Annotated in this window: 12 protein-coding genes; 5 read left to right on the top strand and 7 right to left on the bottom strand. The window is 55.4% G+C overall.

The window, feature by feature from the left end; all coding sequences use genetic code 11:
- The first annotated feature begins 3 nt into the window (after positions 1-3).
- On the top strand, positions 4-645 hold the full coding sequence (locus ACEWL3_RS13280; protein WP_386182125.1) for a hypothetical protein: 642 nt from the start codon (positions 4-6) through the stop codon (positions 643-645).
- A 74-nt stretch (positions 646-719) separates the two neighbouring features.
- Positions 720-1,430 (top strand): alpha/beta fold hydrolase, encoded by a 711-nt coding sequence (locus tag ACEWL3_RS13275; RefSeq protein WP_114879225.1) that lies wholly within the window; start codon positions 720-722, stop codon positions 1,428-1,430.
- Positions 1,431-1,451: 21 nt separating this feature from the next.
- On the opposite strand, the gene ACEWL3_RS13270 is transcribed toward ACEWL3_RS13275, so the two are convergent.
- Positions 1,452-2,039, bottom strand: a complete 588-nt coding sequence (locus ACEWL3_RS13270) for a DUF6151 family protein (RefSeq protein ID WP_386181992.1) — start codon at positions 2,037-2,039, stop codon at positions 1,452-1,454.
- Between the two features lie 6 nt (positions 2,040-2,045).
- Entirely contained in the window at positions 2,046-3,326 is a 1,281-nt protein-coding gene (phaZ, locus tag ACEWL3_RS13265; RefSeq protein WP_386181994.1) for a polyhydroxyalkanoate depolymerase, read from the bottom strand.
- 108 nt (positions 3,327-3,434) lie between these two features.
- On the opposite strand from phaZ, the gene phaC reads away from it, so the two are divergent.
- The 3 genes from phaC to phaR all read left to right on the top strand — a co-directional run bounded on the left by phaC (position 3,435) and on the right by phaR (position 6,514).
- Complete coding sequence (phaC, locus tag ACEWL3_RS13260) at positions 3,435-5,243, top strand: class I poly(R)-hydroxyalkanoic acid synthase (protein ID WP_386181996.1); 1,809 nt, start codon at positions 3,435-3,437, stop codon at positions 5,241-5,243.
- Positions 5,244-5,379: 136 nt separating this feature from the next.
- The gene (locus tag ACEWL3_RS13255; protein ID WP_386182127.1) at positions 5,380-5,823 is read left to right on the top strand and encodes a phasin family protein; all 444 of its coding nucleotides are present in this window, start codon (positions 5,380-5,382) and stop codon (positions 5,821-5,823) included.
- Between the two features lie 130 nt (positions 5,824-5,953).
- Positions 5,954-6,514, top strand: a complete 561-nt coding sequence (gene phaR, locus ACEWL3_RS13250; protein ID WP_386181999.1) for a polyhydroxyalkanoate synthesis repressor PhaR — start codon at positions 5,954-5,956, stop codon at positions 6,512-6,514.
- A gap of 35 nt (positions 6,515-6,549) precedes the next feature.
- Here phaR and ACEWL3_RS13245 read toward each other — a convergent pair whose 3' ends face one another.
- The 5 genes from ACEWL3_RS13245 to ACEWL3_RS13225 form a co-directional block, all read right to left on the bottom strand.
- On the bottom strand, positions 6,550-7,728 hold the full coding sequence (locus tag ACEWL3_RS13245) for a DegT/DnrJ/EryC1/StrS family aminotransferase (RefSeq protein ID WP_386182001.1): 1,179 nt from the start codon (positions 7,726-7,728) through the stop codon (positions 6,550-6,552).
- Between the two features lie 103 nt (positions 7,729-7,831).
- The gene (locus ACEWL3_RS13240) at positions 7,832-9,136 is read right to left on the bottom strand and encodes an NAD(P)/FAD-dependent oxidoreductase (RefSeq protein ID WP_386182003.1); all 1,305 of its coding nucleotides are present in this window, start codon (positions 9,134-9,136) and stop codon (positions 7,832-7,834) included.
- Positions 9,137-9,182: 46 nt separating this feature from the next.
- Complete coding sequence (locus ACEWL3_RS13235) at positions 9,183-10,541, bottom strand: glutamine synthetase family protein (protein ID WP_386182005.1); 1,359 nt, start codon at positions 10,539-10,541, stop codon at positions 9,183-9,185.
- Positions 10,541-11,227 carry a type 1 glutamine amidotransferase gene (locus ACEWL3_RS13230; RefSeq protein WP_386182007.1) on the bottom strand — a complete coding sequence of 229 codons (687 nt, stop codon included), beginning with the start codon at positions 11,225-11,227 and terminating at the stop codon, positions 10,541-10,543. Before ACEWL3_RS13230 ends, ACEWL3_RS13235 begins: the two co-directional genes overlap by 1 nt.
- Before the next feature lie 3 nt (positions 11,228-11,230).
- Positions 11,231-12,565 carry a glutamine synthetase family protein gene (locus ACEWL3_RS13225; protein WP_386182009.1) on the bottom strand — a complete coding sequence of 445 codons (1,335 nt, stop codon included), beginning with the start codon at positions 12,563-12,565 and terminating at the stop codon, positions 11,231-11,233.
- Between the last annotated feature and the right edge of the window lie 95 nt (positions 12,566-12,660).

Genomic DNA, 12,660 nt, shown 5'->3' with positions numbered 1-12,660 from the left:
AGCATGTGGAGCCTTGAGACCTTTGGCCGGGTGCGGTTATCGAAATATTTTTACATGCGCGATTTTATGTATTCGGAGATTTCGGGGTTTCACGGCCAACCCAATGTGCCGGCCAATCCTGACCTCGCGATCGAAAATGGGCGCGCCTTTTGTGCGGCACTGCTGGACCCGCTTGAGGAAACCTTTGGTCGGGTCGCGGTGCGCTCGGGATATCGATCACCTGAATTGAACCGCTACGGCAATGAAAACAAACTTAATTGTGCGCGCAATGACCATCCGCTTGAATGCCACATCTGGGATCGCGGCAGTGGCGATGCAGCCATTGCAGGCGCGTCTATCGTGATCCCATGGTTTGCCGATCAATACGATCGGGGTCGCGATTGGCGTGATTTGGCATGGTGGCTGCATGATCATCTGCCTTATTCGGAGATGTGGTTTTTTCCAAAACTTGCAGCGCTCAATCTGGTTTGGCGGCCGCACCCTCAGCGCATGATATCAAGCTATATCGCGCCGCGCGGCATGTTGCTTCGGGCAGGTGACAACCCGGCTGTATCTGATGCTGAGCGGGCGCGGAGATATGCCGATTTTCCGCCATTTTGCGGGATTGCGCCACACCTGCCAACGGCGATGTTGCGGCCCGCCTGAGGCATGATATAGAGGCAGGGTAATGTAGCTAGGACAGCCCATGAAACCCTTTGAAATCAACAAGGTAAATCGGTATGTCTGAAGCTTTGGTTCTGCTGCCCGGCATGATGTGCGACGCGCGGTTGTTTGGGCCTCAAATTGCTGAACTTTCTGCCGAAATGGCGGTGATGGTCGCCCCCATCACCCAAGGCGAACGGATCGAAGAGATTGCGTCAAGCCTGCTGGATCTGCTGCCCAAACGCTTTGCTTTGGCGGGGTTGAGCATGGGCGGCATTGTCGCGATGGAATTGCTGCGCCGTGCACCTGACAGGATCACCCGGATTGCGTTGATGGATACCAATCCGCTGGCCGAAACACCGGTCATTGCGGCCAACCGTGAACCGCAGATTGTCAAAGTCCGCTCGGGCCGGTTGCTTGAGGTGATGCGCGACGAGATGAAGCCGAATTATCTGGCACCGGGTCCGTACCGGGGCGAGGTTCTGGATCTGGTCATGGATATGGCCGAAACGTTGGGACCAGAGGTTTTTATTCGCCAGTCTCGTGCCTTGCAGAGGCGCAAGGATCAGCAGGCGACGTTGCGCAAATGCAAGGTGCCGACATTGGTGCTCTGCGGGGAGCATGACACGCTATGCCCCGTAAAACGCCATACATTCATGGCTGAACTCATTCCGTTTGCCGAACTGGTTGTGCTTGAGAACTCAGGCCATTTGCCGACGCTGGAACAACCGGCAGAGACAACAGCCGCCCTGCGCAAATGGATGCAACAGCCGTTGGTCTTGCGCTAAGCTGTCCGCGATCCCTGATTATCAGCTGTCTTTTGGCAGCAGCGACGCGCGGGTGTCTTTGGGCAGGACCTGAATGTCGCGGACCGGGGTCAGTGTATTCGTATCGAAAAACGGTGTTTGTTTCCAACGACCTGAGAGGCGTGCGCCTATCACACGCGTGGCCATGCCCAAGATCAGGTAAGATAGCCCCTCATGCTTTGGTTTGCCGCCTTTGACCGGCATAAATCCACGTCCGACAATAGGGCCAAGGGGGCCTGTATCGTCCAGTCGGTTAGTGCGTATTCCGACAAATGCGAATTTCGGGGTGCGCATGGTGTTGAAAAGCGGCGCACCGCAACAAGACGCATACCAGCGCAACAGGTTCTTTTCTCCGAATGAAAAGACGGCCAGTTTGTCATGGCCTGCATCGAGCTGAATTCGGTCGGGTGTTGTCTGGAAGATGCCAACAGGGTTCGGTGCAGGGTCAGGTTGACCCAGATGGATTTCAGCGGCGCGGCAATCTTTGCAAAAACATTCCGCATGGGTGCCACTGCGCGGATGTGCATCGCGCAGTGTGCCTTTCAATGTGCCGCATTGGCAGCTGAACGGTATGTTTTTTGGTGCAACCACCCGATATTACGCCGCCGCATTTTTATTTGCAGGCTTCTTATCCTTGGTGCTCTGTGGAACATCATTAGCATCGATGAAATCAAGGACGAGCGGACGGATATTTTCGCGCCAGCTTTTACCGGCAAAAATGCCGTAATGGCCTGCACCTTCTTCAAGATGGCTGGCCTTTTTGCTGTCAGGCAAACCCGTGCACAGATCCAGCGCCGCAATACATTGGCCGGGCGCGGAAATATCATCCTTTGTCCCTTCAACGGTTTTCACCGCGACGGTTGTGATCTTGCCAATATCGACCAATTTTCCGGCGACCATGAATTCGTTCTTGGCAATCTCTCGCCCTTTGAAAATACGTTCGACAGTCGACAGATAAAACTCGGCAGGCATGTCCATGACCGCCAGATATTCGTCATAGAATTTGTTGTGCTTGTCGTCTTCGTGCGCTTCGCCACGGGCCGCGCGGTTGATCTGATCCTGAAACGCCTTTTCGTGGGTCTCTTTGTTCATTGAGATGAACGAGGACAATTGCAGCAAACCGGGGTACACCTTGCGGCCCACGCCGGGGTATTTGAAACCGACACGCTGGATCATGAACTGCTCCAGCTGGCCCATGGTGACGCGGCGGCCAAAGTCGGTGACGTCCGTCGGGGTCGCATCGGGGTCAATCGGGCCACCAATCAACGTCAGGGACCGCGGCTGTGCTTCTGGATCTTCTTCGGCCAGATAGGCGGTTGCGGCCAATGTAAGCGGGGCGGGCTGGCACACTGCGATGACATGGGTGTCAGGGCCAAGGTGACGCATGAAATCAACGAGGTAGAGGGTGTAATCCTCAACGTCGAATTTGCCGGCACTTACTGGAATATCCCGCGCATTGTGCCAATCGGTAATATAGACGTCACAATCGGGCAGTAGGCTGATCACAGTTGAGCGGAGCAGCGTGGCATAGTGACCGGACATTGGGGCTACCAGCAGAACTTTGCGTTTCTTGATGGTGCGGCCCTGGACACGGAAATGAATCAGATCACCAAAATCGCGGCTGATCTCTTTTTCAACGCTGACAAGGCGATCCTGGCCATTGGCACCGACGAAGGGCGGGATCTTCCAGTCTGGTTTTATGACCATGCGGGCGAATGTGCGTTCGGTGACTTCGCCCCATGCCGCCACCCAGCCCAAAGCGGGGTTTGGAAACATTGACAAAGCAGGGTAGGATGCCATTGCAAGCGCAGAAGCGCCGAGCCACTGATTGGTCGTCCGTATCGTTTCCATCAGGTCGTATGTTGCCATATAGCGCACAATGGGTCTCCTTCGTTATAGGCCCACGTTTGGGCAATTCGTCGCTTCTCCTGCCCAAAGGTGGGCGACGTTATGCTGCAGGTGCGAAGATAGGAGTTAAAAGTTAAGATGACAACTAAAACCACAGACCATGATGCAACTCCTGAGGCTTCATTGTCTCGAATGGCCGAAAACCTCAAGAAAGTGGAGGCGCTGACCGAGCGGTTGACGCAGGTCATGACGCACCGCCAGACCCACCAACAGTCGTTGGATGGGCCGAATCAAGAACTGTTTGCCAAAGCGTCCCAATCCTATCTGTCCGAGGCAATGCAGAATCCTGCCAAGTTGATGGAGCACCAGATGGGGTATTGGACCAAGACAATCACCCACTTCATGGAAGCGCAGCAGGCGATGTCGAAGGGCGATCTGAGCGCGCCAGAGGACAACACAAGCACCGACGACCGCCGCTTTTCCAACCCGCTTTGGAAGTCACATCCCTATTTTAACTTTGTCAAAAAGCAATATCTGATCAATGCCGAGGCCCTGAAAACCGCCGTGGATAATGTCACCGACATGGACCCCCGCGAGAAAAAGCGGCTGGGGTATTTCAGCCAACAGATCATCGACCTTATGAGCCCCACCAATTTTCTGGCGACCAACCCTGATGCGCTTGAACGCGCTGTCGAGACGGAAGGAGAGAGCCTGATCAAAGGGTTGGAGAATTTGATCAGCGATCTTGAGGCCAACAACGGCGAATTGGTGGTCAAGCTTGCCGATGAAACAGCGTTTGAATTGGGGCGTAACATTGCGACGACGCCGGGCAAGGTTGTGTATCGCAACAAGATGTTCGAACTGATCCAATACACGCCGAGCACAGAAAAGGTGTATAAGACGCCGCTGGTGGTGTTTCCGCCGTGGATCAACAAATTCTATATTCTCGATCTCAAAGCGCAAAACAGCCTGGTGAAATGGGTCGTGGACCAGGGCTATACGCTGTTTATGGTGTCTTGGGTAAACCCTGATCCCACCTACCGCGATGTCGGCATGGAGGATTACATCGACGATGGCTATCTGGCCGCGATCCGCGAGGTCAAGGCGATCACCGGTGAGAAACAGGTAAACGCGATTGGCTATTGTATTGCCGGTACGACATTGTCGCTGACGCTGTCGTTGCTGAAACAACGCGGCGATACGTCGATAAAATCCGCCACATTTTTTACCGCGCTCACAGATTTCTCGGATCAAGGGGAATTTCAGCCGTTCCTGACGGATGATTTTATCGACGGGATTGAAGCTGAAACCGTCGATAAAGGTGTACTGCCCTCAATCATCATGGCGCGGACGTTTTCTTTTCTGCGCTCAAATGATCTGGTTTATGGTCCGGCGGTCAAAAGCTATATGATGGGTGAAACGCCCCCTGCCTTTGATCTGCTCTATTGGAACGGTGATGGCGCGAACCTGCCAGCAAAGATGGCGATGCAGTATTTGCGTGGGCTCTGTCAGGGCAACGAGCTTGCCGCTGGCGGCTTTGATCTGATGGGGCACCATCTGGATTTGGGTGATATCGAGGTGCCGTTATGTGCCATCGCCTGCGAAACCGATCACATCGCACCGTGGAAGGATTGTTATCGCGGTGTGCAAATGATGGGGTCAAAAAGCAAGACGTTCATCATGACCCAGTCAGGGCATATTGCGGGCATCGTCAATCCGCCGACCAAGAACAAATACGGCCATTATACCAATGACGACCTGTCGCTGGACCACGAAGATTGGCTCAAGGGGGCGAAGTTTACCGAAGGCTCATGGTGGCCGCGCTGGGAAGCATGGCTCAAAAAGAAGTCCGGTGCTCAGGTCGAGGCGCGATTCCCCGGTGATAATGATTGGAAAATTCTTGCCGATGCACCCGGCGAATACGTGGCGAAGAAGGCAAAGCTTTGATTTCATGTGCCTTTAGGATACTGAAAATTTTTATGCTGCAGTGCAGAAAAAACTTGAAATGCCGCACTGCAGCATGTATATCCTTTTGCAGAAGCGAAATGGTGGATGTTCCGCCAAGCATCAAAGGATTGATAAAATGACAAAGACACCAGATATGGCCGCAATGTTCAAAGACGTAATGGGTTCTTTCCCAGTAGACACATCTGCAATGGAAGGTTCTTTCAAATCAGCAACCGCGCTGAACGAAAAACTGTCCGGCGTTGCGCTGTCAGCTGCTGAAAAGTCTGCAGACATCTCAAGCAAGTGGACAAAAGACACCCTGGCGAAATTGGCCGACATGTCTAAAGCCAAAGCAGAGCCTGCTGATTATGCAAAAGCAATGACAGATTTCACATCTGCCTCTGCCGAAGTTGCAGCCGAGCATATGGCCGCGTTCGCTGAAATCGCGAAAAAAGTTCAGATGGACACAGTTGAACTGATGATGTCCGCAGGCAAAGACATGCAGCAAGACGCAACTGCTGCCGTGAAAAAAGCCACAGACGACGTTCAGGCTGCTGCGAAAAAAGCAACAGCAAAGTAAGAATACGCATCTCACATTGTTTCCTCCCAGATTAGTGTGAGGGCGGGGCAGGCTCATTGAGCCTGCCCTTTCTTTTTGTGCGAGCCTGCAATAAGCTGCACTGCAGCACGTGACATCTGGGAGGAACACCGTGGCGGACGCATCCAAACCATTGTTGATCAAACGCTACGCATCTCGGCGGCTCTATAACACTGAAACCAGTGATTATGTGACGCTTGAGGACATTTCGGGGTTTATCCGTGATGGCCGTGAGGTCCAGATCGTTGACCTGAAATCCGGCGATGATCTGACCCGGCAATATTTGCTGCAAATCATTGCAGAACACGAAAGCCGTGGCGAATCTGTGTTGCCGATATCGGTGCTGAACGACCTGGTCCGCAGCTATATGTCGGGCGACGTGTCGGTGGTGCCACAGTTCCTGCAAACCTCCTTTGACATGCTCAGGGATGGTCAGTCGCGCGTGTTGGAAAACATGACGGCGATGAACCCGATGGCAAAGATGCCCGGCCTGGGCGTGATGCAAGCGCAACAAGAAGCGTTCATGAAAGCCATGACAGGCGGATGGGGTGCCGGCGGCACAACGTCAAAACCTGCTGAGCCACCAGAAGAGGAGCCAGATCAAAACGAAGATCTGGACGCGATCAAAAAGCAATTGGCCGATCTGCAGAGCAAGCTCTCAAAGTTAAAGTAAGACTCCGACCGCGCATCCACCGCTAAAAATCAGGCTCAGGCGGCTTGCGCATCGGTTGTGGTTTCCAGCGCGGCCAGGATCACCTTGCACACCTGATCCAGTTCCTGTGTCGTCAGTTGCACAGGCAAACGGACGTCACAGGCACGCATCAACATTGCGCGGGTGCGTGGCAGTTCGGGCAAATCCGTCAGGAATTGCCAATTCCAAAAGGCCCGGGCGTTATCGGTGCTTTGGCCAAAAACCTGCACCTTCACGCCGCCTGCATCAGCCGTGGCTGCAAAGGCCCGAATGGCAGCATCATCCATGTTCAGCAAATTGAACTGGATCGAATCTGGTGCGCGGGTTTCACCCTTGAGCGGGGCTGGCACGTCAATGAATGGCGACTTTGACAGTTTTGCAGCAACATAATCATGGTTGCGCAACCCGTCCGAGACCCGCCGCGACAGGTGTGGCAATTGCGGGCGGATGACAGCCGCGGCAAGGTTCGACAGACGCAGATTGTAGAGCGGCAGCTGGTTTTGCCAGCGTGCAAAGGCGTCCTGCAGGACCGGATGTTTCTTCCAGTTGTGCTCATACGCACCCGACATGATGATCGCACGCGCTACCAGTTCCGCCTCGTTGGTGATCATGATGCCACCTTCGCCCGCGTTGATCATTTTGTAGGACTGGAATGAAAAACACCCAACCCGTCCGATGGTGCCAATGTTGCGGCCCTGCCAAAGGGTGCCAAGCGAATGTGCTGCATCCTCGATCACCGGGATATTTTCGGCATCACAAAGCGTCATGATCGCATCCATGTCAGATGTGTGGCCGCGCATATGACTGACGATCACCGCATCCACGTCCGGCAATTTCGCGGCAAAATCTTTGATATCAATACGGTAATTGTCGCCCACTTCGCACAAGACCGGCAGATATCCGGCATGCACGACAGCGGATGGGACGGCAGCAAACGTAAAACCCGGGATCAGCACGCGGGCGTTTTTCGGCAATCCCAGTGCAAGCAAAGACAGGAAAAGTGCGGCAGAGCAGGACGAGACGGCAAGGGCGTATTTGACACCCATCATCTCGGCAAACTCCCCCTCAAGCAGGGACACCGGCGCATCCGCAGCAGCGGTATAGCGAAACAGGTCACCGGATTGCAGAAGGTCGTCAATCGCAGCACGGGCCTCTGCAGGGATAGCCTCAGCTTGGTGAAGGTTTGGCATGTTCATATTTCAGATTTCCGAATGTTTGTTTTCGAAAATCTAAATTAAGATGATGTGTAAACCAAGTGCTTTTGCGCTCTTGGATCCGCATGTTTCGCGACGTTACCGTCTAAACGCCCAAGCGATCGCGCAGAGAATACCACGTCATCGCCAGCACCAGCATCGGGTTGCGCAACGCCGCACCGCCGGGAAAGGGCAGGGTGGGGATGCTGGCCATTGTGTCAAATCCGTCTGCATCGCCCTGAACTGCACGCGCCATCAACATACCGGCGTGCGTTGCGGTGCCGACGCCGTGCCCGGAATACCCCGAAGCGGACAAGACATTGGCGGCCACACGCGCCACATAGGGCAGGCGTTTCATGGTGATGCCAAGCGTGCCGCCCCACGCATAGTCGATCTTGACATCACGCAGGTGCGGAAAGATTACCGACATCGGTTTGCGCACCTTGGCGGCAATGTCAGCGGGAAACTTATAGCCATAGCTTTCCCCCCCGCCAAAAAGCAGGCGACCATCATGGGTCAAACGAAAGTAATTCACGACAAAACGGCTGTCGGCAACGGCCACGTCACGCGGCAGCACATCCTTGATCCGATCGCCCAAAGGCTCGGTCGCGGCGATGAAATTGTTGATTGGCATGACCCTTGCAGCCACTTTGCGGTTCAGCCCGCCCAGATAGCCGTTGCAGGCAAGGATCACATGATCCGCCTCAATGCGCCCGGCGTTCGTTTGTACGATGGTCTTTTTCCCGGTCTCGATGTGATGTGCGGGGCTGGTCTCAAATATCCGCACACCCGCCGCGCTGGCCGCGCGTGCCAGACCCAGTGCGTAATTCAGAGGATGCAGATGTGCGGCACCCATGTCCAACGTGCCACCCACATAGTCAGGCGAAGGGCACACCGATTGCAACGCTGCATGGTCCAGCGTTTCAATCTGGTCATAGCCGTAGCGGGTGCGCAGGTGATCGGCATAAGCGTGCAGATGGCGCAGATCGCCCGCGTTTGACGCTGTGTGCGCGACACCGGGCTTCAAATGGCAGTCAATTCTATGTTTCGAAATCAACGACTTAACCAGATCTTTGGCGTCTTCACCCATCTGCCACAGCCGCTTGGCATGGTCGGCACCAAGCATCTTTTCCAATCCGTCCTGTTCAACGCGCTGACCGCTGCCCAATTGTCCGCCATTGCGCCCCGACGCGCCAAACCCAACGCGTTGTGCCTCAATCAGCACCACATCGCGGCCCGCTTCAGCCAGATGCAACGCTGCCGAAAGGCCGGTATATCCACCGCCCACAACGCAGACATTCGCCTTCACAGCGCCTTTGAGAACTGCAAACCGCTCAGTCGGTGTGGCGGTTGCCGCATACCAGCTTTCCGGGTATTGGCCCCGTCGGTCATTGGCATAAAGCAGGTTCACATCTTCACCCTTTTTTTAATACCGATGCGCTGCGCGCGCAGCCGGGTCAGACGTTCATTAAGAGATGCTCGCGTTCCCACGGCGAAATGACCTGCAGGAACTCGTCATATTCGGCGCGTTTCACGATGCCATAAACCCGCGCGAATTCCGGGCCCAAAACCTCGCGCAATGCGGTGGCTTCATCAAACAGATCAAGAGCCTCACCCATAACGCGCGGGATGTCGCCATCACCATCGTATGCATCGCCCTTGAACTCTTTTTTGGGTTGCTTGGCCTCGACCAGGCCGAGATAGCCGCAGGCCAGCGAGGCTGCGATGGCGAGGTAAGGATTGCAGTCCATTCCCGCAAGGCGGTTTTCGACCCGCCGCGCATTCGGGCTGGCCAGCGGCACTCGAATGCCGGTGGTGCGGTTGTCGCGGCCCCATTCAAGGTTAATGGGGGCGGCGTGGTCTTTCACATAGCGACGGTAGCTGTTCACATATGGCGCAATCACGGCCAGCGCATCAGGCATGTGGTTCTGCAGGCCCGCGATGAAATGCATAAAGGCATCGGTTTCTGACCCATCGGCATTCGAAAAGATATTCTTGCCGGTTTTTGCATCCAGCACTGAATGGTGAATGTGCATGGCTGACCCCGGCTCATCCTCGATCGGTTTGGCCATGAAGGTCGCATAACATTCATGGCGCAGCGCCGCTTCGCGGATCAGGCGTTTGAAATAGAACACCTCATCGGCCAGACGAACGGGGTCACCGTGGATCAAATTGATCTCCAACTGTCCGGCCCCACCTTCCTGGGTGATGCCATCAATCTCAAAACCCTGCGCTTCGGCAAAGTCATAGATGTCGTCGATCACGGGGCCAAATTCGTCAACGGCCGTCATCGAATAGGCCTGCCGCGCCGCTGCGGGACGCCCAGATCGGCCAATCATCGGTTTTATTTCTTGTGCGGGATCAAGGTTGCGCGCCACCAGAAAGAATTCCATTTCGGGTGCCACAACAGGATCCCAGCCTTTGGCAGTGTAAAGATCGACAACCCGCTTCAGAACATTGCGCGGTGAAAACGGCACCGGTTCACCATCGGAGCCAAAGGCATCATGGATGATTTGCAAGGTCCAGTCGCCAGTCCAGGGTGCGGCAGTTGCCGTGGACATATCGGGACGCAGAACCATGTCGCGTTCAGTAAACCCATCTTCTCCCGCGGCCTCACCCCATTCGCCGGTGATGGTCTGATAAAAGATGCTGTCGGGCAGATGAAAATACTCCTGCCGCGCAAATTTTGATGCAGGCACCGCTTTGCCGCGCGCGATGCCGGGCAGGTCGGGAATGATACATTCCACTTCGTCAAGGCGTTTGCCCTCAAGGAACTTGCGTGCGGAGGCTGGTAGGTTTGCGGTCCAGTCGGCCATCAGGCCCTCTCTTTCTTCTTTTTCTTAAAGAATGCCGCCATTTCAGCAGCGATGTCGGTGTTGTTCAGGGGGGCGCCAAGCGTCGTTAATGCCGCTGCAAGCTGGGCATCCGGTACCACACCCTTGCCACGGGTGTTGATCAGCCCTTCAATAAAGTCATGACCGTATTCAGGGTGCGGCTGGATGGTCCAGATCCGGTCATCATAAAGCAACGCGGCGTTCTCGCAAAAGTCGGTCGATCCGATGACTTCTGCTGCCTCCGGGCGTTTGACGACCTGATCCTGGTGCCATGCATTAAGGGCAAATTTCTGCCCGTTGATGTCATATTCTGTGCGCCCGATTGACCAGCCGTCTTTGAATTTTTCGACCTTGCCGCCCATCGCCTGCGCAATCACCTGATGGCCAAAACACACACCGATCATCGGAACGTGGGCCTCGTAACAGTCACGGACAAATTGTTCGAGCGGCGGTATCCAGTCGTGCGGTTCGTAGGCACCGTGTTTTGACCCGGTGATCAGCCAGCCGTCTGCGTCATCCACGCTGTCCGGAAAAATGCCGTCCACGACGGCCCAGGCCTGATAGGTGAACGCATCGTCCCCCAGCAGACGCGCGAAATATTTGTCATAAGTCCCGCCGTCCATCATGTTTTCCGGGGGGTGGCCAGTGATCAGGATACCAATTTTCATGTCTCACACCGTATCAAGGTAAATCTCGACCTGTTCTTGCGGGGTCAACTCTTGCATATAATGCAGCTCTTGCCGCTTGGTCAGGACAAAATTGCGGATCAGTTCAGGCGCAAAAATGCGCGCGACCTGCGGGTCCTTCTCAAACAGATCAATGGCACTGGCCCAATCGGTCGGAATTTGTGGCAACTCGGCGGCATAGGCGTTGCCGGTGATCGGCGGGGGCGGCAGGATGCCGTCTTCGATGCCATTGATGGCGGCACCCAGCACGGCGGCCAGCATCAGATAGGGGTTCACATCGCCCCCTGAGACTCGATGCTCAATTCGCCGTGCCTTGTGATTGCCGGACGGGATGCGGATCGACGAGGTGCGGTTTTCATAGGCCCATGAAATGCCGGTTGGCGCATGCGCACCCGGCACCATCCGGTCAAAGCTGTTGGCATGGGGGCAAAACACCAACGCCGAGCCTGCCATCGCGTTCATACAGCCCGCAACCGCGTGGCGCATCACGTCAGTGCCTTCGGGTCCGCCATCGTCAAAGACGTTGTTGCCGTCCTGATCGAGCACCGAAAAATGGGTGTGCAGACCGGAGCCGGCGTAATCTTCATAGGGTTTGGCCATGAACGACGCGGCAAATCCGTGCCTACGTGCCAACCCTTTGACCAGCATCTTGAACAGCCAGGCATCGTCAGCGGCGCGTAGGGCATCGTCGCAATGCATCAGGTTGATCTCAAACTGGCCAAGGCCTGCTTCGGAAATCGCGGTATCGGCAGGGATGTCCATTTCTTCGCAGGCGTCATAGAGGTCGGTAAAGAACACATCAAACTGGTCCAGCGCCCGGATCGACAGCGTTTCCGCCGCCTTGCGGCGTTTGTTGGATCTGGGTGAAATGGGCACCTGCAGCTTGCGCCCGGAATCGTCGATCAGGAAAAATTCAAGCTCCACTGCACAAACAGGGGTCAGCCCATGGGCCTTGAACCGGTCCAGAACTGCGCGCAACGCATGACGTGGATCACCGGCATAGGGGCGGCCATCCTCGCGAAACATCCAGATCGGCAACAGAGCAGAGGGCGCATCGAGCCAGGGCATCGGCATAAAACCACGTTCGGTTGGCTTTAGGACGCCATCCGCATCGCCGGATTCAAAGACCAGCGGGCTGTCGTCGATATCCTCGCCCCAGATGTCGAGGTTCAGCACAGATACCGGAAACCGGGTGCCATCAGTTGCCACTTTATCGGCAAAGCGTGTGGGGATGCGTTTGCCTCGCGCCTGACCATTGAGATCAGCGGCGGCCACACGGATGGTGCGGACCTGAGGGTTTTTGCGTAGCCAATTGTTCATAACTCACCTGATTTGGCGGTGGGCATGAAGTCAGCCGATTGGCTCTGTCGAGAGCCAAAATGCATCCGTCGCCCACGCGCCGGATAATTTGATCA

The sequence above is a fragment of the Sulfitobacter sediminivivens genome (assembly GCF_042611115.2).
Lineage (GTDB): Bacteria > Pseudomonadota > Alphaproteobacteria > Rhodobacterales > Rhodobacteraceae > Sulfitobacter > Sulfitobacter sediminivivens.
Note: the sequence above shows the minus strand (reverse complement) of the source record. Positions and strands in the feature narration are given on the sequence as shown.